Origin of the sequence: Pseudomonas sp. OTU5201 (assembly GCF_038440135.1) — a bacterium.
Lineage (GTDB): Bacteria > Pseudomonadota > Gammaproteobacteria > Pseudomonadales > Pseudomonadaceae > Metapseudomonas > Metapseudomonas resinovorans.
On sequence record NZ_JASATC010000049.1, the window covers coordinates 14635 to 39300 of the forward strand.

Annotated in this window: 24 protein-coding genes; 7 read left to right on the forward strand and 17 right to left on the reverse strand. The window is 64.8% G+C overall.

Going from position 1 to position 24666, the window contains the following annotated elements; translation table 11 throughout:
* Positions 1 to 33 precede the first annotated feature (33 nt).
* Complete coding sequence (locus tag AAHM40_RS23405; RefSeq protein WP_342246816.1) at positions 34 to 741, reverse strand: glutathione S-transferase family protein; 708 nt, start codon at positions 739 to 741, stop codon at positions 34 to 36.
* A 129-nt stretch (positions 742 to 870) separates the two neighbouring features.
* Here AAHM40_RS23405 and AAHM40_RS23410 point away from each other — a divergent pair, with 129 nt between their 5' ends.
* Both AAHM40_RS23410 and AAHM40_RS23415 read left to right on the forward strand, forming a co-directional pair.
* The gene (locus tag AAHM40_RS23410) at positions 871 to 1821 is read left to right on the forward strand and encodes a helix-turn-helix transcriptional regulator (RefSeq protein ID WP_342246817.1); all 951 of its coding nucleotides are present in this window, start codon (positions 871 to 873) and stop codon (positions 1819 to 1821) included.
* Positions 1822 to 1969: 148 nt separating this feature from the next.
* Positions 1970 to 2830, forward strand: a complete 861-nt coding sequence (locus tag AAHM40_RS23415; protein WP_342246818.1) for a LysR family transcriptional regulator — start codon at positions 1970 to 1972, stop codon at positions 2828 to 2830.
* Positions 2831 to 2906: 76 nt separating this feature from the next.
* On the opposite strand, the gene AAHM40_RS23420 is transcribed toward AAHM40_RS23415, so the two are convergent.
* Positions 2907 to 4073 (reverse strand): HPP family protein, encoded by a 1167-nt coding sequence (locus AAHM40_RS23420; protein ID WP_342246819.1) that lies wholly within the window; start codon positions 4071 to 4073, stop codon positions 2907 to 2909.
* A gap of 591 nt (positions 4074 to 4664) precedes the next feature.
* The gene (locus tag AAHM40_RS23425) at positions 4665 to 5078 is read right to left on the reverse strand and encodes an anti-virulence regulator CigR family protein (protein WP_342246820.1); all 414 of its coding nucleotides are present in this window, start codon (positions 5076 to 5078) and stop codon (positions 4665 to 4667) included.
* A gap of 233 nt (positions 5079 to 5311) precedes the next feature.
* Between AAHM40_RS23425 and AAHM40_RS23430 the strand changes: the two genes are divergently transcribed.
* Entirely contained in the window at positions 5312 to 5803 is a 492-nt protein-coding gene (locus AAHM40_RS23430) for a hypothetical protein (RefSeq protein ID WP_342246821.1), read from the forward strand.
* 39 nt (positions 5804 to 5842) lie between these two features.
* Here AAHM40_RS23430 and fahA read toward each other — a convergent pair whose 3' ends face one another.
* Both fahA and hmgA read right to left on the reverse strand, forming a co-directional pair.
* Positions 5843 to 7147 (reverse strand): fumarylacetoacetase, encoded by a 1305-nt coding sequence (gene fahA, locus AAHM40_RS23435; protein ID WP_342246822.1) that lies wholly within the window; start codon positions 7145 to 7147, stop codon positions 5843 to 5845.
* Position 7148: 1 nt separating this feature from the next.
* Entirely contained in the window at positions 7149 to 8444 is a 1296-nt protein-coding gene (hmgA, locus tag AAHM40_RS23440) for a homogentisate 1,2-dioxygenase (RefSeq protein WP_342246823.1), read from the reverse strand.
* 102 nt (positions 8445 to 8546) lie between these two features.
* Here hmgA and AAHM40_RS23445 point away from each other — a divergent pair, with 102 nt between their 5' ends.
* Positions 8547 to 9335 carry an IclR family transcriptional regulator gene (locus AAHM40_RS23445; protein WP_342246824.1) on the forward strand — a complete coding sequence of 263 codons (789 nt, stop codon included), beginning with the start codon at positions 8547 to 8549 and terminating at the stop codon, positions 9333 to 9335.
* A gap of 105 nt (positions 9336 to 9440) precedes the next feature.
* On the opposite strand, the gene AAHM40_RS23450 is transcribed toward AAHM40_RS23445, so the two are convergent.
* Positions 9441 to 10325 (reverse strand): neutral zinc metallopeptidase, encoded by an 885-nt coding sequence (locus AAHM40_RS23450; protein WP_342246825.1) that lies wholly within the window; start codon positions 10323 to 10325, stop codon positions 9441 to 9443.
* Positions 10326 to 10474: 149 nt separating this feature from the next.
* On the opposite strand from AAHM40_RS23450, the gene AAHM40_RS23455 reads away from it, so the two are divergent.
* Complete coding sequence (locus AAHM40_RS23455; RefSeq protein ID WP_446731612.1) at positions 10475 to 11779, forward strand: ATP-binding protein; 1305 nt, start codon at positions 10475 to 10477, stop codon at positions 11777 to 11779.
* A gap of 4 nt (positions 11780 to 11783) precedes the next feature.
* A complete protein-coding gene (locus tag AAHM40_RS23460; RefSeq protein ID WP_342246826.1) occupies positions 11784 to 12698 on the forward strand; it encodes a response regulator in 915 nt (304 codons plus the stop codon).
* A 133-nt stretch (positions 12699 to 12831) separates the two neighbouring features.
* Here the strand turns inward: AAHM40_RS23460 and AAHM40_RS23465 are convergent, their stop codons facing one another.
* The 8 genes from AAHM40_RS23465 to AAHM40_RS23500 form a co-directional block, all read right to left on the reverse strand.
* Positions 12832 to 14214, reverse strand: coding sequence for an ATP-binding protein (locus AAHM40_RS23465; RefSeq protein WP_342246827.1), 1383 nt, complete (start codon positions 14212 to 14214; stop codon positions 12832 to 12834).
* A complete protein-coding gene (locus AAHM40_RS23470; protein WP_342246828.1) occupies positions 14211 to 14873 on the reverse strand; it encodes a response regulator in 663 nt (220 codons plus the stop codon). Before AAHM40_RS23470 ends, AAHM40_RS23465 begins: the two co-directional genes overlap by 4 nt.
* Before the next feature lie 8 nt (positions 14874 to 14881).
* Complete coding sequence (locus AAHM40_RS23475) at positions 14882 to 15523, reverse strand: tetratricopeptide repeat protein (protein ID WP_342246840.1); 642 nt, start codon at positions 15521 to 15523, stop codon at positions 14882 to 14884.
* Positions 15523 to 16329, reverse strand: coding sequence for an SDR family oxidoreductase (locus AAHM40_RS23480; RefSeq protein ID WP_342246829.1), 807 nt, complete (start codon positions 16327 to 16329; stop codon positions 15523 to 15525). The genes AAHM40_RS23475 and AAHM40_RS23480 overlap by 1 nt, the downstream gene beginning before the upstream one ends.
* Positions 16316 to 16990 carry a TenA family transcriptional regulator gene (locus AAHM40_RS23485; RefSeq protein WP_342246830.1) on the reverse strand — a complete coding sequence of 225 codons (675 nt, stop codon included), beginning with the start codon at positions 16988 to 16990 and terminating at the stop codon, positions 16316 to 16318. Before AAHM40_RS23485 ends, AAHM40_RS23480 begins: the two co-directional genes overlap by 14 nt.
* Positions 16987 to 18456, reverse strand: a complete 1470-nt coding sequence (locus AAHM40_RS23490; protein ID WP_342246831.1) for an AMP-binding protein — start codon at positions 18454 to 18456, stop codon at positions 16987 to 16989. Before AAHM40_RS23490 ends, AAHM40_RS23485 begins: the two co-directional genes overlap by 4 nt.
* Positions 18446 to 19123: a thermostable hemolysin gene (locus AAHM40_RS23495; RefSeq protein ID WP_342246832.1), complete on the reverse strand. Its 678-nt coding sequence runs from the start codon at positions 19121 to 19123 to the stop codon at positions 18446 to 18448. Before AAHM40_RS23495 ends, AAHM40_RS23490 begins: the two co-directional genes overlap by 11 nt.
* A 137-nt stretch (positions 19124 to 19260) precedes the next feature.
* Positions 19261 to 20160 carry a diguanylate cyclase domain-containing protein gene (locus AAHM40_RS23500; protein ID WP_342246833.1) on the reverse strand — a complete coding sequence of 300 codons (900 nt, stop codon included), beginning with the start codon at positions 20158 to 20160 and terminating at the stop codon, positions 19261 to 19263.
* 192 nt (positions 20161 to 20352) lie between these two features.
* Here AAHM40_RS23500 and AAHM40_RS23505 point away from each other — a divergent pair, with 192 nt between their 5' ends.
* Positions 20353 to 21738, forward strand: a complete 1386-nt coding sequence (locus tag AAHM40_RS23505) for an MBL fold metallo-hydrolase (protein WP_342246834.1) — start codon at positions 20353 to 20355, stop codon at positions 21736 to 21738.
* Between the two features lie 205 nt (positions 21739 to 21943).
* On the opposite strand, the gene AAHM40_RS23510 is transcribed toward AAHM40_RS23505, so the two are convergent.
* The 3 genes from AAHM40_RS23510 to maiA all read right to left on the reverse strand — a co-directional run bounded on the left by AAHM40_RS23510 (position 21944) and on the right by maiA (position 24424).
* The gene (locus tag AAHM40_RS23510) at positions 21944 to 22429 is read right to left on the reverse strand and encodes an adenosine-specific kinase (RefSeq protein ID WP_342246835.1); all 486 of its coding nucleotides are present in this window, start codon (positions 22427 to 22429) and stop codon (positions 21944 to 21946) included.
* Positions 22430 to 22572: 143 nt separating this feature from the next.
* A complete protein-coding gene (gene hppD, locus AAHM40_RS23515; protein WP_028626450.1) occupies positions 22573 to 23649 on the reverse strand; it encodes a 4-hydroxyphenylpyruvate dioxygenase in 1077 nt (358 codons plus the stop codon).
* A gap of 142 nt (positions 23650 to 23791) precedes the next feature.
* Positions 23792 to 24424, reverse strand: a complete 633-nt coding sequence (maiA, locus tag AAHM40_RS23520; protein WP_342246836.1) for a maleylacetoacetate isomerase — start codon at positions 24422 to 24424, stop codon at positions 23792 to 23794.
* Positions 24425 to 24666 lie beyond the last annotated feature (242 nt).

Here is a 24666-nt window from a genome sequence, read left to right on the forward strand (position 1 = left end):
GGGGCATCATGCCCCGTCGCAGGCGGGATGGGCTTACGCCGCGAGGCGCGACGCCAGCTCCGCCAGCGTCACATGCCCCTTGAAGCCGCCACGGCTGAACGCCGTCTCGCCGTCCTCGATGGCGCGGGCGAAGGTAATGGCGGGGTCGGCCTTCAGCTTCAGCAAGTAGCGCTGCAGGTGCGGGAACGCCTGCCCCAGGTCGAATAGCTTCATGTACTCCACCCAACGGCTGACCCCGGCGAAGTAGGCGTCCGCCAGGCTGCGCTGCTCGCCCAGTAGCCAGTCCTGCCCCTGCAACAGGCGGTCCAGATAGGCGCATTGCACCCGGACATCCTCAGTCCCTTTCTTGCGCAACACGGCCTTGGTGGAGTCGGAGCCGTCGGCCATCTCGTAAGCCGCCCAGAGCGGCGCGAACGAGCCAAAGAAGTCGGTTACCAGGTACGCCAGCATCTGGTTCAGGCGGTCGTACTCCGGGCTGCCCTGGGGTGGGCACAACTCGCTGCCCGGTGCGCGTCCGGCAAGGTGCAGGAGGATGGCCAGGCTCTCGCCGAATCCCTGGCCATTTTCCGGCAGCAGGGCGGGGGTCTTGTTCAACGGGTTGATGTGGGCGAACAGCGGGTCCCAGGGCTGTTCGAGCATTTCCACGCGGCACAGGCGGTAGGGCAGGCCGAGCCATTCGAGGGCCACGATCGAGCCGAACGAACAGCCTTGCGGCACGCCATAAAAAAGAACGGGTTCCATAGTCTTGCTCCCTGAAGGGGTGGTGAGAGGCCGTAGTGGCCGGCTCTGGAAGCACCTTAAGGTTCAATCAGGCTATATTCGGTCCTAATTAAATTCTCGCCTGAAAAAAGTTTGTGCGGAGTCCTGGCCATGCCCAATCCCACCACTCGAGTGCTCGCCGCGCTGGAGCTGCTGCAGACCCATGGCCAACTGAGCGGCAGCGAACTCGCGCAGCGCCTGGGAGTGGAAGGCCGCACCCTGCGGCGCTATATCGCCACCCTCGAGGAGATGGGTATTCCCCTGACTGCAGAGCGCGGCCGCCATGGCGGCTACCGGCTTGTTGCGGGCTTCAAGTTGCCACCGATGATGTTCACCAATGAGGAAACCCTGGCCCTGTCCCTCGGGCTGTTGGCCGTGCAGAACATCGGGTTGGAGCAGGCCGCCCCGGCCGTGGCCAGCGCCAGCGCAAAACTGGAGCGGGTGATGCCGGCCAACCTCAAGCCCCGACTGCGTGCCCTCGGTGAAGCGGCAACCCTTGATTTTCCAAGGCCACGGGCGACCACCCGCGAGCGCTGGCTGCTGGACCTGGCTGCCGCCGTGCAAGCGCGCCAACGCGTGTGCTTCACCTACAGCTCCGGCGATGGCAGTGGCAGTGAACGCGAAGCCGACCCGTACGGCCTGGTTTACCGTGCCGGGCGCTGGTACATGAGCGGCTACTGCCACCTGCGTCGGGACTTGCGCAGCTTCCGCCTGGATCGCATGCAGGCGCTGCAACTGCTGGACGTCCGCTTCGAACGCCCGATGGACTTCGACGCCGCTGCCTTCCTCACCGGCAGCATCGCCCAACTGCCACGCTCGACGGCGGTGGAGGTGTTGCTCAAGTGCGACCTGGCCCGGGCCGCCGAAGAACTGGACAGCGGCATCGGCCTGCTGGAACCGGTAGAGGAGGGCGTCTTGCTGCGCACCCGAACCGACAGCATGAGCTGGTTCGCCCGCCAACTGGTGAAACTGCCCTTCGAATTCGAGGTGCGTGAGCCGGAAGCGCTGCGCGAGGAGATCCGCACCTGCGCGGAGCGGTTATTGAAATGGGTGGGGCCGTAGCCGGTCGCTCCTCTCCCTTTGGTAAAGGGGCCGGGGTGAGGGAAGCGCCAGGCCGGCTCGATTTCGCCAATCAAATCCCACCGCAGGCAATTCCCCCTGGCCTTGCAGCCGTTAAACTCGGCCGTCCCTTCAGTCCCCGAGCAAGCCCATGGATATCGACCTGGCACGTACCTTCCTGGAGATCGTCCGCAGCGGCAGCTTCGTCGCCGCCGCCGAGCGCCTGCACGTCACCCAGACCACCATCACGGCGCGGGTGCAGAACCTGGAGCAGCAACTGGATTGCCGGCTTTTCGTGCGCAATCGTGCCGGCGCGAGGTTGACCGCCGATGGCGAGGTGTTCGTCGCCTATGCCAACCAACTGGTGCAGACCTGGGAAGCGGCCCGGCGTGACCTGCCCTTGCCTGAGGGCTATCGCGACGTGCTCAACCTGGGGGGCGAAACGAGCCTGTGCAGCCCGCTGGTGCTCAACTGGGTGATCCGTCTGCGCCAGCGCATGCCGTCCCATGCAGTACGTGCGGAAGTAGGGGAGGCGAGCCACCTGCAGCAGCTGTTGCAGAGCGGCCTGCTGGATGCCGCCCTGGTCTATCGCCCTGATTACTGGCCGGGCTTGCAGGTTGAGCTGCTGCTGGAGGAAAAGCTGATCCAGGTGCGTTCGGCGAGTAACCCTGAGCCGTACATCTACAACGATTGGGGCCCGGAATTCCGCCAGCGCCATGATGCCGCGCTGCCGGAGAAGGCCAGCGCCGTCCTGGCCACTAACCTCGGCCCGTTGGCCCTGCACTACATCCTGCAGTGCGGCGGCTCCGGCTATTTCCGGGCGCGCGTGGTGCAGGGGCATCTGGAAAGCGGTGAACTGGAGCGTGTGGAAAGGGCGCCGGAGTTCACCTATCCGACTTACCTGGTCTACTCCCGCGAGAAGGATTCTCCGGCGTTGCGCCAGGCTGTCGACATATTGCGCGAGGTGGTGGCCGAAGATATCGACTGGTCCCGGCGCTGGGACCCGATCTGAGCACCGGTTGGGCTTCGCCTGGCTCAGCCACCGCCCAGGGCAAACCGTGGCCCGGATTGCATCCGGGCTACTCGACTCAGCTCGCCCATTGCAATGCCTGCGGCGGGTGCAGGTCCTGCAACCAGTTGCGGTACAGCGCGGCGATCAGGTCGCTCTGGCTGACCACCCCTACCACACGACCGCCGTCATCCAGCACCGGCAAGCCATGCAGACCTTGGTCCGACAGCAGCGACACCAACTCCACCACCGGTGTCTCCACGGTCACGCAGCGCACCGGGCGGCTCATCAGGCGTGAGACCGGCGCTTCGCGGCGGGCGCGGAAGCGTTCGGCGAGGTTGCGGGGGGCTGTGCTGGCGGCATGACCAAGCAGGTCGGAGAGGGTCAGGATGCCCACCAGATGCTGCTTGTCATCCATTACCGGTAGGGCTTTCAGGTGATGCTGGTCGAGCAGCCGCCACGCCTCGCTGACCGGCGCATGAGGGCTGACGCAACGCAGATCGCGGGACATGATGCTCGCCGCCCGCAGGTCGCCCATGCTGCGCCGCAGCGCGTGTTTCTCTGCAAGTTGCAGCAGGCGCTGGAGATCGTCGCGGGTCACGTCGACGAAGCTGCCGAACTCGGTCAGTGCGCGGTCCAGGTCTTCGTCGGCTATGCCGTTACGTTCGCCTGGTCGCTGGTCAGCGGTCAGGTGCGGGCCACTGGCTGGATGAGCGACTTTTCGCGGATAGGTGGAGCCGCAGAGGTTGTTGAACAGCAACGCTGTACCCACCAGCAGCAGGGACCCAACCAGTACCGGCAGCAACAGGTGCCAGCCTTGGGCTGCGAGGGCAGGTCCGCCAAGCGCAGCGCCAACAGCGATTGCGCAGCTCGGTGGATGCAGGCAACGCAAGGCTTGCATGGTCACCAGGGTCATGCCGAAGGCCAGCGTAGCGCTTGTCAGCAGCGGCAGGCCCCAATGGGCGACCAGAAGGCCGATGGCGGCCGCCAGCACGTTGCCGGCCACTACCGGCCAGGGCTGGGCCACGGGGCTGGAGGTCACAGCGAAGAGCAGCACGGAAGAGGCGGCGAACGGCGCAGCAAGGCGCAGTCCCAGGTCGGTGTCGAAAAAATGGATGCACGCCAGGGTGGCCAGGGCCACGGCGATGCAGCCGCCAACGGCGGCACGCAGCCATTCCCGCGGCGGGGCGGTGCTGGCGTCCGGCAGCAGGCGTTGCAGCCAGAGACGCAGGGGGTTCTGGGGCATGGGTACGACACTTGGCAGTTGATAAAAGGAGAGACCGCAAGGCTCTGTACGAAAGCTGCCAACGGGCTTCGCGACTGAGGCGTGGCTCGGTGACCTTTCGTACGGGCCCTGGGCCCCTCAATCCCACTGGGGTGGGGTTCCATCCTTGGATATGGAAATGCTTTCTTCTCGCGCACGGTTCCTCGGGAGGTCTGCTTGTGCAGGCCACTCCGGGCCGGGCGTCGGGGATGGCGGGAATCCTAAGTGATGGCTGGATAGCAGGCTAATGAATGTTATTGGAGTTTGAGTTCAGAAAAATTGCATCAAATGACGCTGGCCCGCCTGTCGCCGCAGCAACAACAGACCCCAAGGTACTGACTTTATCTGCTCGTGCCAGAAGACCCGGCTGAGGCCTGGCCTGATTATTTGGCTGGCGCTGATACGCGGCGGGGACAGGTTGGCGTGGCTTGTTGAACAAGAGGGCTGAAGCAATGACTGGAGCTGCAGGATGGGGGGATAACCATCCTGCGTATCCGGGCGGGGGCGATTGCTGGCAGGCAAGTCCGATATCGGCCCAGGCAGGCTTCGCAACAGCCGATAGGGGGCAGGAGGTCAGTCCATCACATCCTGGAGCACTTCATGGATGATCCCGGTGGCCACGGCCACCAGGATCAGGTCGGTGCCCGCGCGGACCCAGTCATAGCCTTCGTAGTGGGGCAGGCGGCTGACCAGGCGGCCGTCGAGTTTCTTGGCGATCCCCGGCGGCAGCGGCTTGCCGCGTGCCAGGTTCTTCTGGATGCCTGGCGGAAGAGACTGGGCCGGACCCCAGTAGTCGCGGTTATCGTCGAGGATGATGCGGATACCGCCGATATCCACCTGCGGGCCGCCGGACCAGTTGCTGCCTTGAGAACTGGAATGGCCCTTGTCATGTCCCTTGCCTTTGCCGGGGTCGGCCAGCAGGGCGGGCGATCCGGCGATGAGGGCAAGGCTGGTGAGTGCTGCGGTGAGCGTCCGGGTTCTGGTCATGTCCGTGATCTCCGTGAGGGACTGTTCCCTTTGCTGATGGACTGCGAAAGCAAGGGCAAGTGCCGCAACTATTGCAGAAATCCCGCTGCTGCGAGTTGGCCGAAACATGAACCGGTTCAAAGCCCGGAAACCCGGCTCCGATGGGCGCCTCCACTCGTCGTTCGGCGTTGAACCGACGCATGGTCCCGGAGTCTCACCATGTATCGTGAAAAAGCGCCTGTGGAGATTCCAAATTGATCAATAAGAAAACCCTGTTGGCCGCGGCCACCTGTGTGATGGTCCTTGCGGCGGGTACCGTCCTGCCAGGCGGCGTATCCCTGGTCGACTCCGCCTATGCCCGAGGCAATGGTGGCGGCAACGGCGGCGGGAACGGCGGTGGCAACGGTGGCGGGCATGGTGGTGGCCATGGCGGCGGATTCGGTGGTGGCGTTGGCGGCGGTCATGCCGGCAGCCACGACGGCAAGGGCCACGGCTATGGCAAGAGCGCCGATCACGCGGGTAAGGCGACCCGTAATGGCGAAGACAAGGGCAACCGCTATGGCAGCCTGCGCAACGATGACAACGGCCATGGTTACTCGACGTCTGCCGTTGCCCGAGACAAGGACAGTCGCGGCCTGGCAAATGCCCGAGCAGTTGCCGACACCACGCCTGGCGACCACAACGCCGATGGCCTCGGCAAGGCGGGCGTTTCCTCAAGCAAGAACGACGGCAAGAACCACCGCTAGAAACGACTGGGGCAACCACGCAGTTGCCCCATTTCCAACTCAGCGTGCCGCTAGCAATACCCCACGGCATTCGCCGAAGCCAACGCTGGGGTAGCCTTCCCGCTGGCAACGGGCACGCAGTATCACTTCATCCCCGTCTTCCAGGAAGGTGCGCTGCTCGCCACTCGGCAGGCTGATCGCCTGTTTGCCGCCGACGGTGCTCTCCAGCAGGCTACCGAACGCTTCCGGCTGCGGGCCGGAGAGGGTGCCCGAGCCGAACAGATCACCCGGTTGCAGCTTGCAGCCGCCAACGCTGTGGTGGGCAACCATCTGCGCCACGGTCCAGTACATGTTCAGGGTATTGCTCAGCGCCAGGCGGTGAGGCGCCAGGCCCAGATCGCGCATGGCCTTGGTGAGGATCAGCACTTCCAGTTCGATATCGAAGGCACCCTTGGCCTGGTCCGCTTCGTCCAGCAGATAGGGCAGGGGCTGCGGGTCGCCTTCCGGGCGGGCCGGTTGCGCGGCGCGGAAGGGTTCCAGGGCTTCGGCGGTGACCACCCAGGGCGATACCGTGGTGCCGAAGTTCTTTGCCAGGAACGGCCCGAGCGGCTGGTATTCCCAAGCCTGCACGTCACGGGCGGACCAGTCGTTGAGCAGGCAGTAGCCGGCGATGTGCTGCTGGGCGTCGGCGATGGCGATGGACTCGCCCATCTCATTGCCCTGACCGATCCAGATGCCCAGCTCCAGCTCGTAGTCCAGGCGGTTGCTGGGGCCGAAGTTCGGGACTTCGTTGCCCGGCGGCATGGTCTGGCCGATGGGACGGCGCACCGGGGTGCCGGAAACGCACACGGTGGACGCGCGGCCGTGGTAGCCGATCGGGACGTACTTGTAGTTGGGCAGCAGCGGGTTGTCCGGGCGGAACAGGCGGCCCACGTTGTTGGCGTGGTGGATGCCCACATAGAAGTCGGTGTAGTCGCCCACCTTGGCCGGCAGGTGCAGCCGACAGGTGGAAGCGCTGGGCAGCAGGGCCTGGCCCATGGCTTCCAGGCGCGCTTGGGCGCTGCTGCCTTCTGCCAGCAACTCCTGCAGTTGTGCGCGCAGGGCACGGCGGGCAGAGGCGCCGAGGGCGAAGAAGGCGTTCAGGCTGTCGCTGCAGGCGGAGCGGGCGGCCTCGGCGGCTTCGCCGCTGAACAGGCCGGCATCGCTCGCCACCTTCAGGTCGAAGATGGCGTCGCCGATGGCCACGCCGCCGCGCGGCGAGGCGTTGGACGGGCTGAAGATACCCAGCGGCAGGTTCTGCAGCGGGAAGTCCGGGTGGCCGTTGGCGGAGGCGATCCAGCTACGGCGATTGTCTGTCTGGGTCATGTCAGATCCTGCCCTTGTCGAAGGTCTTGGCCATGCCGGCCCAGCATGCATCGTAGTCGTTCTGCAGCTGCGGGCATTCCAGCGCGTACTGGCTGGGGCGCAGCACGCGGCTGGTCTCGAACATGAAGGCCATGGTGTTGTCGATCTTGTGCGGTTTCAGATCGGCGGCGATGGCAGTGGTGGTGGTGGCGTTGTCCGGGCCATGGGCGCTCATGCAGTTGTGCAGCGAGGCGCCACCCGGGGCGAAGCCTTCTGCCTTGGCGTCGTAGGCGCCCTGGATCAGGCCCATGAATTCGTTCATCAGGTTGCGGTGGAACCACGGCGGACGGAAGGTCTTCTCGGCCACCATCCAGCGCGGCGGGAAGATCACGAAGTCGACGTTGGCCTGACCACAGGTGTCGCTGGGCGAAGTGAGCACGGTGAAGATGGACGGGTCCGGGTGGTCGTAGCTTACGGTGCCGATGGTGTTGAAGCGGCGCAGGTCGTACTTGTAGGGCACGTTGTTGCCGTGCCAGGCGACCACGTCCAGGGGCGAGTGGTCCAGCTCGGTGGCCCAGAGTTCGCCGAGGAATTTCTGCACCAGAGCGACGGGCGCGTCGATGTCTTCGTAATGGGCCACCGGGGCGAGGAAGTCGCGCGGGTTGGCCAGGCCGTTGCTGCCGATAGGACCGAGGTCCGGCAGGCGCAGGGCGGCACCGTGGTTCTCGCAGATGTAGCCACGGGCGCTGGCATCCAGCAGCTCGACGCGGAACTTCATGCCGCGCGGGATCACCGCGATCTCCAGCGGTTCCACGTCCAGCAGGCCCAGCTCGGTCGCGATACGCAGGCGGCCTTGCTCGGGAACGATCAGCAGCTCGCCATCGGCATTGAAGAACACGCGCTGCATCGAGGCGTTGGCGCGGAACAGGTGCACGCTGACGCCCGAGGCCTGCTCGGCATCGCTGGTCGCGGCAATGGTCAGCAGGCCGTCGATGAAGTCAGTGCGTTCGGCGGGGATGTCCTGCGGGTTCCAGCGCAGGCGGTTGGGCGTCACCGGCCCCAGGCGGTTGCCGGCGATCTGGCGCTCCAGGCGCTGATACCGAGGATGGTTGGCCGACGGCTTGATGCGGTACATCCAGGTCCGCCGGGCCTCGCTGCGTGGGACAGTGAAGGCGGTGCCGGAGAGCAATTCGGCATAGAGACCGTAGGGCGTTTTCTGCGGGGAGTTCTGGCCGACAGGCAGGGCGCCGGGCAGCGCTTCGCTGCTGAACTCGTTGTCGAAACCGGATTGGTAAGTGAGCTGCGTGGGGGAGACCATGGCGACCTCGTTGTTTTTGTAATTTGATTACGCATAACGTAATTTGAAAGCCAAAAGGGGTCAAGCTATAACAGCGCCCTCCACACCGACCAAGGCCAGGACATGACGAGCGAGAACGACAGCGCGGGCGCACCGCGGCGGCAGAAGGTGCAGGCCGCGGAAGTGGGCACCGACATCCTTAAGGGCCTCGCCGAACTGGCGCCGGCCACCTCGCTGTCCAAGTTGGCCGAGCACGTCGGCATGCCGGCGAGCAAGGTGCACCGCTACCTGCAGGCGCTGATCGCCAGCGGCTTCGCCGAGCAGGACGCCACTACCAACCACTATGGCCTTGGCCGCGAGGCGCTGCTGGTGGGCCTGGCCGCCATTGGACGACTGGACGTTGTGAAGGTCTCCATGCCGCACCTGGCGGACTTGCGCGACACGCTGAACGAAACCTGCTTCCTCGCCGTATGGGGCAACAAGGGCCCGACCGTGGTCCATGTGGAGCAGGCCTTGCGTGCAGTGACCCTGGTGACCCAGGTGGGCTCAGTGCTGCCGCTGCTGGGATCGTCCACCGGCCTGGTGTTCAACACCTACCTGCCTGAAGCCGAAACTGCCTTCCTGCGCGACGAGGAACTGGCGTTGCCAGGGGCGCCGGCTGCTGCAGAGCTGCAAGAGCAGATGGCGCAGATCCGCGCCACCGGCCTGCACCCCGTTCATGGTCTGTTGATGCCAGGCGTGAATGCCTTGTCGGCACCACTGTTCGCCACCGGCAACAAGCTGGCTGGGGTCATCACCGTCGTTGGCGCTGCCAGCGTATTTCGCGCCGACACCCAGGGTTCGGCCGCCGAGCGTCTGCACCAGGCGGCCGAGGCCATCAGCCGGCGGATGGGCGGGCAGCAGCCGGCATAGGCTGATCTTCACATGTGGATGGGCGAAGCGTTGTGGGGGCGATTCCAATGGCCAAGCGAACCGCAAGTTCGCCCTCACAGGGCGCATTGATCACGCGGCAGCCGGTCACTCCGCGGATTCCGTGAGCATCTGGCTGCACTCCCTGGGGTCGCCGGTTTCCATGCCTACTTGCAGCCAGCGCATGCGCGTCTCGGCGTCGATCAGCGCCAGAGGGTCGAGCATGCTCGGTATACCCGGCATGGCCGTGCGCTCCTTGCTCAGTTCGGTCACGGCCTTCACGGCCTCTGGCAGGTCCTCGGGTTTCATCCAGGCGTACTTGTGCTGGGCATACTTGATCCAGCTACCGACCAGGCAATCAGCCACCAGTTCCTGGGATTCTTGCAGGCGCTCGCTGCGTTTCGCCTGGTCGATGTCGACGTGGTACTCCTTGAACCAGCCAACTGCGCCCACGAGGTTGAGGACGTGGTGGGCGGCCGTATGGGCCACGGCATAGCTGCGAGCGAGGTCGCCCACCTGGGGAGCGCGTTTCTGCAGTTCGTCCAGGTAAGCCAGGTCGATGTACAGACGCATGCCCTTAGGACAATAGAACGACCCGCTGAAGGAACCGGTCAGCTTGCAGGGGGCTTCGATCCTGTCTTCGAAAAGCGCCACCTTGGGTTTCTTGTAGGCGTAGTCGCCACGGGCGAGGAACTCGCCCCAGATATCTTCGATGCTGTCCAGCATCAGTGTCACCAACTCGCGCGAGTCAGCAGGGGCCTGCACTGGAGCCGGTACTGGCGCTGCGGCGACCGGTGCCGAAGGCGCCTCGAGGGTGTTTTCCGGGAAGATCGGCGGAGGCGGCGCCAGCCGGTCGATCAGGCGCGCCGGGCCGAAGGCGAGATAGAGCGACACGCACAGCAGTGCCACGACAATCAACAGCCAGGCCAGGATGCGCAGCAGGCGGAGCAGCAGTCCCTTGCGGGGCATCGGGGCGGCGGTTTTTTCGGGCATGGCGATAGGCTCCGTGAGGGTGTCGAAACTCAGTGTTGTCGCTTCCAGGCGACCTCGCCATTTGTTTCTCGCATGAGACACCTGTCACATGATGGCAATCTGGTGCTGTTTGAATGCGCGGCACCTATCAGTAGCCCGGAGTATCGATCATGGCAGCCGAAAGCAGTCTGGCTCGCCTGCTCAAGACCGCGGAGCCGCTGGCCCCGGACATGAGCATCAGTGATGTGGCCGATCGCCTGCTGACCCATGAGCACAAGGCTTTCCTCTCGCTGCCAGTGGTGGACGGGCAGGGACAGCCGCTGGGCCTGGTCAGCCGCTATACGCTGCAGGACATCTTCATGCAGCGTTTCGGCCGTGATCTCTGGGGGCGCCGTCCGGTGGCCGACGTGATGAATCCGGCACCGCTTACCGTCGCCCTGGCTTCCGGCCTGGAGCTGGCGGCCAAGCAGGTCACTGCTCAACTGCAGTACCCGATTACCGAAGATTTCATCCTGGTGGACGAGCAGGGACGCTACTTGGGACTCGGCACGGTGCTGGACTTGTTGAAGGCCATGGAATTGCGCATCGCCCAGCGCAACCGGGTGTTGCGCCAGGCACTGGTGGACTTGAAGGAATCCCAGGCGCAGCTGGTGCAATCGGAAAAGATGGCGTCCCTTGGTCAGATGGTCGCGGGTGTCGCCCACGAACTGAACACGCCGCTGGGCTATGTGAAGAACAACGTCCAACTGATGGAAGAACTGACCACGCCGCTCTTCGCGCTGGCCGAGAGCCAGGCCGCTCTGGCGGCCTGCCTGGATGATCCGTCCTGTGACGAACAGCGTCTGGCCGATGCGTTGGAGCACGCGGCCGCCAGTCGCGAAGCGGCAGCTCCCGAGCTGCTGGCCGGAGACCTGCGCCAACTGTTCGGTGACACGCTCTACGGCCTTGGCCAGATTGCCGAGTTGGTTGCCGGGCTCAAGGACTTCGCCCGCCTGGATCGCGCCATGAGCGAGGAGGTGGACCTCAACGACTGCATTCGCAGCGCCCTGTTGATTGCCCGCAACCACATCAAGGACAAGGCTGAGGTGTACCAGCTCCTCGGTGAGCTGCCGCGCATCACTTGCGCGCCATCGCAGATCAACCAGGTGCTGTTGAACCTCTTCACCAACGCCGCCCAGGCGATGGACGGAGCCGGGCGTATCCAGGTGAAGAGCTGGGCTGACGACGACAACGTCTGCATCTCGGTGCAGGACAGCGGTCGCGGCATGCCGCCCGAAGTCAGGCAGCGCATCTTCGACCCCTTCTTCACCACCAAGCCGGTGGGCGAGGGCACGGGGCTGGGACTGTCCATCAGCTACAAAATCATTCGTGACCATGGCGGCAGCATCCGCGTGGCCTCGGAACCGGGGCGCGGAACGCGCTTTCTCATCAGCCTGCCGCGCAGTCAGGCGGTCGAACTGAAACGGAGTGCCTGAGCCCATGACTTCACCCGTCCGCATCCTCTTCGTCGATGACGAGGAGCGCATCCTGCGCAGCCTGGCGCTGCAGTTTCGTCGCCAGTACGAGGTGATCACCGAAAGCGACCCACTGCGGGCGCTGGAACGACTGAAGGAAGAGTCGGTACAGATCATCGTCAGTGATCAGCGCATGCCGCGCATGAACGGCGCCGAGCTGCTGGCCCGCTCGCGGGAGATCGCCCCGGAGTGCCTGCGCATCCTGCTCACCGGCTATTCCGATCTGGATGCCGCGGTAGAGGCGTTGAACAGCGGCGGCATCTTCCGCTACCTGACCAAGCCCTGGGACCCGCAGGAAATGGCCTTCACCCTGCGCCAGGCGGCGGAAATCGCCGAACGCCAGGCCGCCGCGCCGGTCACCTCCGCCACCAGTGACCTGGCAGCCCCGCTGAACCTGCTGCTGCTGGATGACGACCCGGAGACCCTGCACTGCGTCGAGGCATTCTGCGAGGCCGGTGGCCACCGCCTGCTGCGTGCCCATAGCCTGAGCGAAGCGCTGGTCGCCCTGAATCTGGAACCGGTGGACCTGCTCGTCAGCGACCTCAAGCTGGGCAGCGAGGACATGGCGCCGCTACTGAAATCCCTGGCCCAGGCTCACCCGCGCCTGCTCAGCCTGGTGGTGACGCCCTTCCGTGACACCCAGGCCTTGCTGAAGCTGATCAACGAAGCGCAGATCTTCCGCTACCTGCCCAAGCCGATCCGCCGTGGCCTGTTCGAGAAGGGGCTGAAAGCCGCCGCCGAGCAGGCTTTCCTCTGGCGCGCACAGCCCCTGAACCTGGTGCCGCGTGTGGCTGAGGTGCCCAAGGAAGCCGGCGAGAGCCAGCGGGTCGGAAGCATCCTCGGAATGCTGGCGCGATTGCGCGAGCGGGTGATCGCCTGAGATGAAAAGGGGCCGCGTTGCGGCCCTTATCGTCACGCGACGCACTAGTGGCTGGACAAGTTGCAGCCCGGATGAAAACCGGGCGCTGCAGTGGGGTTTTCCCCGGATTTCATCCGGGCTACACGTCTCCTGCCTACGCTTTGCCGCGCGCTTCGCGCGGCAATCTCAGGTCGGCGCAAAGGCCGCCGTCTTCACGGTTGTACAACGTGATGCTGCCGCCCAGGCGCTGGGCGATCATCTGCACGATGGCCAGGCCGAGGCCGGCACCCTGGGGGTTGTCCTGGCTGTAGAAGCGTTCGAACAGGCGCTCCAGCTTGGCCTCGTCGATGCCCGGCCCCTGATCCTCCACACGCAGCAGGAGGTAGTCGCGACCCTCTGGTAGCAGGCTGACTTTCACCTCGCCGCCGCCCGGGGAGAAGTTGGCGGCATTGGTCACCAGGTTCTGCAGGGCGATGCCGATGGCAGCAGCGTCGCTGGTGATTTTGAAGTTACTCTCGGCCACCTCCAGGGCCAGTTCGAGGCCCCTGTCCAGCAAGAGGGGTGTCAGTTCGGCCAGGTGCTCGCGGACCAGGTGCCCGAGGTCCAGGGGTTGCCAATTCTGTCGCGCCAGTTCCGGCTCCACTCGGGCCATGGTGAGCAACTGGTGCACCACCCGGGTCAGGCGGTCGACGCCCACCGTGAGGAAGCGCAGGGCCTCGGCGCGTTGCTCGTCGCTGCTGGCCTCCAGGGCGTTCTGCGCATGCAGGCGCAGTACCGCCAGCGGGGTGCGCATCTCGTGGGCGGCATCGCCGATGAAGCGCCGCTCGCGCTCGAGCATCTGCTCGATCTGTGCCAGCAGGCGGTTGATCGCTGCCTGCATGGGCTCCAGCTCTTTGGGCAGGGGCACGATCTGCAGTGGCGCCAGGGACTCGGCGTGGCGACTGCGGATCACCCGCGCCATGTTCTGTAAGGGCTGCAGGCCCCAGCCGATGGCGAGCCAGACCAGGGCCGCGAGGATCAGGATGCCGATCAGGTTTGGCCAGAGTGTGTGGCGGACGATGCGCTGTACCAGGTCCTTGCGTACATCGTCGCGTTCGCCTACCCAGATCAGCAGGCCCTGTTCGTCGTCCGGCAATACGAAGCCGCGCCACTGATAGCTGTCCAGCTTGATGTCGTGGAAACCGGTTCGTTGCGGTGCGTGGTCGAAGGGGGGAGCACTGGGCGATCGCACCAGGCTGCGGCCGTCCTTGCCCCACACCTGGAAGGCCAGTTTGCTTTCGTAGGGGTGGCCAACCTTGTGCGGGCCGGCACTGCTAAGGGCTTCATTGAAGGCGCGATACAGCTCGTCTCGCCCGGTGCTGGCCAGCGGCATGTGCATCACGCCCAGCAGCAGACGTGCGTTCTGCGCCAGGTGGGCGTCGTAGATTTCTTCCACTTCGTGGCTGCTGTCGCGGTAGTTGAGGTAGACGATGAGCAAGGTGCCGAGCAGCAGGAGCACCATTACCAGCCAGAGGGTGCGTCGACGCAACGAGGTCATGGGCGCGCATCCACCAGGTAGCCGATTCCCCGCACGGTGCGGATGAGGTCGCTGGAGAGCTTCTTGCGCAGGTGGTGGATATGCACTTCCAGGGTGTTGCTTTCGGCTTCCTCGTCCCAGCCGTAGAGCGTCTGCACCAGGCGTTCACGGGTGAGCACCTTGCCCGGCTGTGAGAGCAGTTCGTGGAGCAACTGGTATTCCTTGGGGGTCAGCGGCACTGGGCTGCCCAGGTAGCTGACCTGCTGGCTGGCCGGGTCGAGCACCACGCCGGCGTGTTCGATCAGCACCTGCGGCCGCCCGGCGCTGCGGCGCAGCAGGGCGCGCAGGCGGGCCTTGAGTTCATTGAGGTCGAAGGGTTTGACGAGGTAGTCGTCGGCTCCGGCGTCCAGGCCGATGATGCGGTCGTCGGTGGCGTCGCGCGCGGTGAGCACCAGCACTGGCAAGGTGGAGCCGCTGGCCCGCAACTGTTGCAACACCTGCACGCCGTCCAGCCTTGGCAACCCGAGGTCGAGGATCGCCAGATCGAATTCTTCGGTCTGCAGGGCATGCAGTGCGCCGACGCCGTCAGTCAGCCAGTCGATGGTGTAGCCCTCCTGGCGCAGGCCGGCGCGCACGCCGGCCCCCAGGGCGTTGTCGTCTTCGACGAGAAGCAGTCGCATGGACGTCCTTAGTGATTGCCGATTGCCTGCAGTAAAGCATCGATTTCCTGGCGGCGGCCCTGGTCGGCGAGCTCGCGTCCGGGGCGCGGGGCGGCGGCCTTGGCCTTGAGCAGAACCTCGCGGGCCTGTTCCGGGTGGCCCTGGCGGTACAGGTGATCGCCCCAGAAATACAGACTGTCGATGCCTGACGGATTGATCTCCAGGGCCTTGCGCAGCAATTGGTCGGCCTTGTCTTCGTCACCGAAGCTGACGGGCCAGCCGGGTACCCGGTCGTACAGCGCGCCAAGGCTGGTGTAGGCCGAGCCCTGCAGTGCCTGCGGGTCGAGCTGGATGGCACGCTCAAGCGCGGCGCGGGCATCCTTGACCTTGCCCAGCGCGCCTAGGCCGCCTTCGGCTCCGGCCCAACTGCTGGTGACGATGCCGTGCCAGATCCAGGCTTCGGCGGCCTGCGGGGTGCTGTGGGTGAATGCATTGCTCTGGGCTGCGAGCTTCTGGAATTCGGCGGCGCGCTGCTTTTCCGGCACCTGGTACTGGATCTGTGCCCAGCGCTGCTGGATGTCGGCCAGGCGCTGGCTGCCGCTGGCGTCCAGGGCCCAGGCCGGGATGCTGAGGGTCAGGAACAGGCCGACGGCGCAGAAGAGCTTGTTCATCATGGATGGTCCTTACTGTGGTGGGCGGTGCTGAAGCGGCGGATGATCGGCAGTTGCTTGTGCAGGGCGCGGTCCACTACGCCCGGAAGCATGCCGTTGAGGCGGACGAAGAACTTCTCCGGCCAGCCCAGGTAGACCTCGCTGAGGTCCTTTTCGATGGCGGCGATCACCGCCCCGGCTACCTGTTCGGGCTCGTCTACCCCCACTTTGAGTTCGGCGTTGAGGGCCATCGCGGCCTGGCTGTTCATGCGGGTGCGGGTGGCGCGTGGTGCGACGTACAGGACATTCACCGGGGTATCCGCCAGTTCCCGGCGCAGGGCCTCGGAGAATCCCCGCAGGGCGAACTTGCTGGCGCAGTACACGGCGTAGCCGGGGTAGCCGATGGAGCCGTAGATGGACCCGACGTTGACCACCAGGGCATGGCTCTGCTGGCGCAACAGCGGCAGCAGGGCACGGGTCAACTGCAGGGTGGCGGTGACATTGAGGGCAAGCATGCCCTCGATCTGGCTGTCGTCCACCTGTTCCAGCATGGCGAAACTGTTCACCCCGGCGGCGTTCACCAGGACATTGATGCCGCCCATGCTGCGTGCGTCGTCCAGGACCCGCTGACGGCCTTGCGGCTCGCGCAGGTCGGCGCCGGTCCAGGCGAGCTGCTGCGCAAAGCGCTTGCGCAATGCCGCCAGGGACTCCTGGTGGCGGCTCACGGCCAATACCTGGGCACCTCGTGCGCAGAGTTGTTCGACCAGGGCCAGGCCGATGCCGCCGCTGGCGCCGGTGATGAGCACGCGGCAGTCAGTGAGGCGCATGACTCACCTCATTGGCACGGGGCAGGCCGCGGAACATCTCGGCGTAGAGCAGGTAGACCAACTTGGCGGCATGGATCACGGCCTGTTTGTCTTCTTCGTCTTCCAGGCGGTCCATCAGGCGGCGGTAGGTCGCCATGTGGTCCTGGTCGAGGACGCCGTGGGACGACAGGTAGCTGAAGGCGTCCGACGGCAGGCCGAGGCTCTCGCGGATGGTATCGGCTGCCTGGGTGGCCAATGCGATGCTGGTGCCTTCCAGTACGTTGACCATGCCGAAGAGTCCCACCGGATTGCCGCGGGCGATCTGGTCGTAGAGGAAGGCCACCATCAGCTCGATGGCAAGCGAGGGGCGGCTGCGGCTGACGGCTTCGGCATCACCGCCGCAGGCCGCGATGTCATTGAGAATCCAGCGCTCGTGGCCGTACTCCTCTTCGATGTACTCGCAGACGGCGCCACGGAGCCATTCCAGGCGCGAGGGCAGGCGAGCGCCACAGGCCATCATCAGCGGCACGGTGTGGCGCACATGGTGGTAGGCCTGGCCGAGAAAGGCGCGGTAGCCGTCCAGGCTGACCTGGCCGGCCAGGGCCTCGCGTATCACCGGGACGCTGAACAGCGCCTCGCGTTCACGGGCGGTGGCGGCTTGCAGTTGGTCGAAGAAACTCATGGTTTAACCTCATTCTCGAGTTCAAGCAGGGTGCCGCGATAGCGCGCGAGTATGGCCTCGCGGCGCAGGCGGCCATTGGTGGTGAGCAGCCCGTCGGCGGCGCTTAAGGGGGTTTCCAGACGATGCCATGCCCTGATCCGTGCGTAGTCGGGCAACTCGGCGTTGGCACCGGCCACGGCATCGGCGAGGGTTTGCGCATCGCATTGCGGGTCCAGTGGCCAGAGCAGGGCAAGGTTGCCGGGCAGCCCTTCGCCATGAACGAACGCCTGGGCGATCACGCCGCGCTGGGTGAGTTCGGCTTCCACCCACTCCGGGTTCACATTGCGACCGAAGCTGGTGATGAACTGATGTTTCTTGCGGCCCTTGAGGTGCAGATAGCCGTCGACATCCAACTCGCCCAGGTCGCCGGTGGGCCACCAGTCGCCGGTGAACGGAGGTTCTCCCAGGTAGCCGAGCAGGGCGGAGCCGCTGACTTCCACTTCACCGTCGTCTGCCAGGCGGATCCGTACATGGGGCAGGGACTGGCCGACGCTGCCCGGCCGGTTGGCGCCGGGGCGGTTCAGGCAGACCACGGACGCGCATTCGGAAAGGCCGTAGCCTTCGAATACCGGCAGGCCGACCTTGGCCGCACGGGTCAGCAGGTCCTTCGATACTCGCGCGCCGCCTACCGCTACGAAACGGAACTGCACGGCGCTGAGGAGTCCACGCTCAATGGCGGTGACCAGGCCCAGCAGCAACTGCGGGACCAGGATCAGGCTCTGTGCGCCGCTGAGGGCGACGCTGGCCAACAACTTTTGCCAGTCCACACCGCTGGCTCCCTGGATGCCCATCTGCCGCTGCGGCAGCAGGGTCACGCAGGCGCCAGCCAGCAGCGCGGCGTAGAGGCCGAGGTTCTCCAGCAGCACGGCCATCGGCAGTACCGCCAGGTAATGGGCCGGTGCCGTGGGACGGCTGGCCGTCTCCAGTTCATGGGCGACCCGCAGCAGGGCGTCCGCCCCCAGGCACACGCCCTTGGGCTGGCCGGTGGTACCTGAGGTGTAGGTGACCTTGGCGGTGCCGGCAGGCAGGGCGGCGCGGCGGCTGCCGGACCTGCGCCAGAAGGTGCCGTCGGCCTGGAATCCTGCACTTTCCAGTTCGTTGGTGAAGTTAGCGTCGACCACCGCCAGGCCGACCTGGCATTGCTCCAGGCAGTGGGTGCGCTGGGCGGGGCTGAAGAAGGGCGGCAGGATCAGGCAGGGGCGTCCGCTGAGCAGGGCGGCCAGGTCCCAAAGCAATGCCTCGGGGCCATTGTCCAGGCCGAGGGCGAGCACGCCTTCGGGTTCGGCGCGAAGCAGGGCTTCGCGCTGTTCCACTTCGGCCAGCAATTGAGCATAGGTGTAGCGCCGGGTGTCGCCGCGCAGGGCCAGGGGCTGCGGCAGGTGGTTGGCGTAGCCGTGGAGGATCGCCCGCAAGTTCTCAGGCTGCATGGTGGGCCGCTCCCTCTGCCTCAGGAAAATCCAGGCGCGTGATGATCCCGCTGCGCTGCAATTGTTCGAAGCCGTGGCGGATGTTGCCGGTGAACACTTGGGGTTTCTGCTCGTAGTAGGTGCCCCATTGCTCCTGCTCTTGCCCGTTGAGGCGGTTGGGGTCCGCCTCGCCCAGGCGCAAGGGCTCCAGACCGAGGCGGCGGAAGCTGTTGATCAGGCTCGGCGCACCGGTGAACACCACCCATTCCAGGCCGCGCAGGTTCAGCAGCCAGGTCACGGCGACGATGATCAGCCGCGCATTGCCGGCGTTGATCGAGGCCAGGTTGCCCACTTCCACCACCTGCTCGCGTGTCACCGGGTGGGGTGCCAGGCGGGAGATGAGCGATTCCGCCGGTCCTTCCAGGTACTGCTCGAGGAACAGTGATCCATGCTCGGCGAGGCGAATGCCGGCCACGGCGCTGAGCGCTCCGTGGTAGTTGCGCATGCTCAGCAGCTCCGGCATGAACTGGCGGATGTCCGCACCATGGGCGCTGAGGAATCGGCGATGGACGAAGTCCTCCACCTGGCTGCGTCCGGAGTCACCGGCCAACAGCAGGGACAGGGACTGTTGCTGCGACTTGTGACCGAAACGAAATGGGAACAGGGAGTTCCACTCGGCGCTGTTCATCGTTGCCCTCCAGGCGTTTGGCGTATGGAGGGCAGTATCTGTGGGAAGTCTTAAGGGACCCTGAAGGCGCGGCCATGAATTCACACGACGCGGGTTGCTGGAAAGTTCAGTGAGGCCACCGCTCTCGCAGTACCGTGCTAGCCGGATGAGCCGCACGCTGCCATTTTCTGGCCGTTCCCGCCGCGCTCCTTCACGTGGTACATGGCCGTGTCCGCTGCTGTCAGGAGCTCATCCGGGCTGCGGCCATGATCGGGGTAACGTGCCAGGCCTATGCTGGCGCTGATGGTGCAGGTCTGTCCGTCGATTCGATAAGGACGGGCAATGCGTCGCACCAGGCTCTTTGCCATGGCGTCCAGGTCCGAAGACTGGTGGGGCGTCGTCAGCACCACTACGAACTCATCGCCACTCAGGCGGGCAACCAGGTCGCCCCTGCGGACGCCGCCAAGCAGACGACCGGCGACGGCGACCAGCAGTTTGTCGCCATAGGCGTGGCCGAAGACATCGTTGACCGGTTTGAACTTGTCCAGGTCGATGAACATCAGGGCAAGCGGAACGCCATTCTGATCAGACGCCTGCATCGCTTGCTGCAGGCGCTCGAAGAGCAGGCGCCGGTTGGGAAGTCGGGTCAGGGGATCGTGTTCGGCTTCAAAGCGTACGCGTGATCGTTCCTGGTCGGTTTGAGTGAAACTGTGCTGAATGGCCAGCAACTGGCTGACCCGGCCCTGGTCGTCAAGCAGCGGAGTGATGACCTGGTTGACCCGGTAGAGGCTGCCGTCCCTGGCACGCTCCAGCAACTCGCCCTGCCAGGGCTTGCCGCTCAGCACGGTGCGCCAGAGCCGGGCATAGAAATCGGGGTCTTGTTCCCCGGATTTGAGCAGCGCGGGAGTCTTGCCCAGCAACTCTGCGAGCGAGTAGCCGCTGAGCATGCAGAAGGCCGGGTTGGCCCATTCGATGCGTCCATTGCAGTCGGTGATCAGGATGGCATTGGCGGCGCCTTCCATAGCCCTGGCCAGTAGCTGCCGGTCGCACTCGTTCAATTGGGCACTCCAGCGCGGCAAGAGGTCGCACACAGCCAAGACTCTATGTGATGGATTTACGGGTTTTCTTGATCGGCATCAGGCCTGTGGCACGGCGCCATCCCCTACCTTGATCCAAGGCGGGCTGCTCGCTGGCAGCTAGAGTTTCCATCCAGGGATTCGTATGGATCGACGCAAGAGACGGTGATCGAGATGGGTACCCATATCAGCTTTCTTGGCGGTGCCGGCACGGTGACCGGCAGCAAGTACCTGCTGGAGCACGAAGGGCAGCGGGTGCTGGTGGATTGCGGCCTGTTCCAGGGCTACAAGGCACTGCGGCTGCGCAACTGGGAGCGGTTCCCGATCCGCCCGCACAGGCTGGATGCCGTGGTGCTGACCCACGCCCACCTGGACCACAGCGGCTACCTGCCTGCGTTGGTGCGGGACGGTTACGCAGGCCCCATCTATGCCTCGGAGGCCACGTGCGAACTCGTGGAAATCCTCCTGCGCGATAGCGCGCGCTTGCAGGAAGAGGAGGCCGAGTACGCCAATCGCCGAGGTTATTCCCGCCACCATCCGGCCAAGCCGCTCTATACCGAAGCCGATGCGGAACAAGCCCTGAAGCAGTTGCGCCCCTTCACCTGGCACCGTTCCTACGAGATCGCTTCGGGGGTCCGCCTGCAGTTGCGGCCGGCCGGGCACATCCTGGGGGCGGCGATGGTGGAACTGGAGGCGGGTGGTCGTCGCGTCCTTTTTTCCGGCGACCTCGGGCGTCCGGACGATCCGCTGATAGTGGCGCCGGAAGTCGTCGAGGGCGCTGATTTCCTGGTGGTGGAGTCCACCTACGGCAATCGCCAGCACCCCTCGGAGGACACTCAGCGGGTGCTGGCCGATGTCATCAATCGAACGGCGCTGCGCAAGGGGATAGTGGTCGTGCCGTCCTTCGCGGTGGGGCGGGCGCAGTTGCTGATGTACTTGCTGTATCGACTGAAACAGGACGGGATGATTCCGGACCTGCCCATCTACCTCAACAGCCCCATGGCCACCGACGTGACGACGCTCTACCAGCGCTTTCGAACCGAGCATCGTCTGAGTCGTGCAGAGTGCGAGGGCATGTGCCAGGTGGCGCGCTTCGTGCGGACGGTGGATGAAGCCAAACGCCTGGAGCAATTGCGTACGCCGGCGGTGATCATCGCCGGCAGCGGGATGGCGACCGGCGGGCGGGTGCTGCATCACCTCAAGGCGCTGGCACCTAACGCGCGCAACACCGTCCTGCTGTCCGGCTTCCAAGCGGGCGGTACCCGTGGCGCAATGATCGCTTCCGGCGCCCGCGAAGTGCGTATCCATGGTGAAGACATCCCCATCCGGGCAGAAGTGGTGATGCTGGAAAACCTCTCCGCCCATGCCGATGCCGGCGAGATCCTCGACTGGCTGCGGCCATTTTCCCGGATTCCGAAACACACCTTCGTGGTCCACGGTGAACCCGATGCCGCTGATTGCCTGCGCCGGCGCATCGGCCATGAGCTGGGCTGGTCGGTATCCGTCGCCGAGTATCGCCAGCGCGTGTCCCTGGATACGCTGGCGGGAGAGGGCGACTGACATCGACTAGCAGTGATTCGGTCACTGGCCGGTCATCTCCGAATGGCATCCTGCATGCAGGAACAGAAAGGGCACAGGACGTGCCAGGGTGCAAACTCAAGCTGCCGGCGATGGCAGCTTTTTTTTGCGCGCGATTTGCCCAGTCCGATGACCGGGGCCGGGTTCGCCGGCCGCAACCGCAACCTGCCGGAGATCGTATCCGGGCTTAGAGCTTGTAGCCGATCTGCCTCAGCAGCCCCTTGCGCCAGGCGATGTCGTCGGCACCTTCGACTCCACTCGGCGAGAAGCCGTCTACCACGCCGAGCACGCCGCGGCCCTGCTCGGTCTCGGCGACGATGACCTGTGTCGGGTTGGCGGTGGCGCAGTAGATCCGGCAGACCTCCGGTACCAGCTTCAGGCTGTTGAGCACATTGACCGGATAAAAGCCCTCGCCCAGGAAGACGATGAAGCTGTGCCCGGCGCCGATGGCGAGGGCGTTCGTGCGGGCCAGTTCGAGCATGGCCTCGTCGGTGCCGGAGCAGCGCACCAGGCATTTTCCCGAGGCTTCGCAGAAGGCCAGCCCGAAGCGGATTCCGGGCACGGCGCCCACCAGGGTTTCGTGGATGTCTTCGACGGACTTGATGAAGTGGGTCTGGCCAAAGATGAAATTGATCGACTCCGGCTTGTCGATGCTGACACTGATGAGTTGCATGTGTGCGCCTCCAACCCCCATGGAACAAGCATAGTCAGGGGGCTGGCAGCGGCGCCGCCGGCTTGCAGTCAGCCAAGGCGGCAGGTGCCCATTCAGCATAAAAAAACCCGGCGGATGCCGGGTTTCTTGCTGGAAATAGCCGCTTATTCGGTGCTCAGCACGCCACGGCGGATCTGGTCGCGCTCGATGGATTCGAACAGGGCCTTGAAGTTGCCCTCGCCGAAACCGTCGTCACCCTTGCGCTGGATGAATTCGAAGAACACCGGGCCCATCAGGGTTTCCGAGAATATCTGCAGCAAGAGGCGTTTGCTGCCGTCTTCGGTGGTGCCGTCCAGCAGAATGCCGCGCGACTGCAACTCGCCTTCCGGCTCGCCATGGTTCGGCAGGCGGCCCTGGAGCATTTCGTAGTAGGTGGCCGGTGGTGCAGTCATGAAGCGCATGCCCAGGGATTTGAGTTCGTCCCAGGTCTTGACCAGATCGTCGGTGAAGAAGGCGACGTGCTGGATGCCTTCACCGTTGAACTGCATCAGGAACTCTTCGATCTGCCCGGCGCCCTTGGAGGATTCTTCGTTCAGCGGGATGCGGATCATGCCATCCGGTGCCGTCATGGCCTTCGAGGTCAGGCCGGTGTACTCGCCCTTGATGTCGAAGTAGCGGATCTCGCGGAAGTTGAACAGCTTCTCGTAGAAGTCCGCCCAGTAGGCCATGCGGCCGCGGTACACGTTGTGGGTCAGGTGGTCGATGATCTTCAGGCCTGCACCCTTCGGGTGGCGGTCGACGCCCTCGATGAACTCGAAGTCGATGTCGTAGATCGAGGAGCCTTCGCCGAAACGGTCGATCAGGTACAGCGGCGCGCCGCCGATGCCCTTGATCGCCGGCAGGCGCAGTTCCATCGGTCCGGTGGGGATCTCGATGGGCTGGGCGCCCAGTTCCAGGGCGCGGGCGTAGGCCTGGTGAGCGTTCTTCACGCGGAACGCCATACCGCAGACGGATGGGCCGTGCTCGGCAGCGAAATAGGCGGCCAGGCTCCTGGGCTCGTTGTTCAGGATCAGGTTGATCTCGCCCTGGCGATACAGGTGCACGTCCTTGGAGCGGTGGGTGGCGACCTTAGTGAAGCCCATCATGGCGAAGATGGGTTCCAGCGTGTTGGGGGTGGGCGAGGCGAACTCGATGAATTCAAAGCCCATCAGGCCCATGGGGTTTTCGAAGATGTCAGCCATTTTTTGGCACCTCAAGCATTTGATTGGAAGTATGGGTCAATGCGAGGTGGCAACTGGTGGCGCGCAGGAAATTCCGCGTACGCTGCGGGCGAGGTAGTCGCCGATGGTGACTTTGAATCCGAGGCTTTTCATAGAGGGGGCCTCAGGCCGGTTTGTCGGCTTGTTGGTCGGGGTGCGCCTGGATGAACGCCGGATGCTCGAGGGCGAGGCATTCGACCCGGGCGATCTTCGGATAGTGTGACAGGTCCAGCTCGAAGCGGCGGGCGGCGTAGACCTGCGGTAGCAGGTAGACGTCGGCCAGGCCCGGTTCACCGAAGCAGAAACCTTCCTCGCCAATCAGCGCTTCGATCGCGTTGAAGCCCTCTGCGATCCAGTGACGAATCCAGTTCATCACCTCCACTTCCTCCACCTTCAGGCCACGCAGGCGATTGAGCACGGTCACGTTGTGCAGCGGGTGGATATCGCAGCCGATGATGGCCGCTACCGCGCGCTGGCGCGCACGTGCTTCCAGGTCCTGGGGCAGGAGTGCCGGTTGGGGAAAGCGTTCTTCGAGGTATTCGATGATCGCAGGGGACTGGATCAGTACCTGGCCGTTGTCGGTGCGCAGGCTGGGCACGCGGCCCTGGGGATTGATCGACTTGTATTCGGGGGTGTGTTGCTGGCCGCCGTCCTGGATCAGGTTCACCGGGATATTCCGGGCGTCCAGCCCCTTCAGCGCCAGGACAATGCGCACCCGGTAGGAGGAGGTGGAGCGGTAATAGGTGTAGAGGTCCATGGCAATCGCTCGGCGGCAGGCGCTCCGGTGCGAGGTCCGGAAGCCAGCATTGTTATTTTCGTAATCAATTTACACTTTGCGTAATTTGCGGGCTTGGGGCGGGACTGTCAAGGGTTGGGAGGGAGCGGGCGGAGCGTGTAGGGGCGAACTTATTGGCTATGTCTGCATGACGTGTTGCAGGCAGCTGTATTGCCCGTAGGAGCTGGCTTGCCAGCGAATGGCGGCGTTTAGCTGGCAAGCCA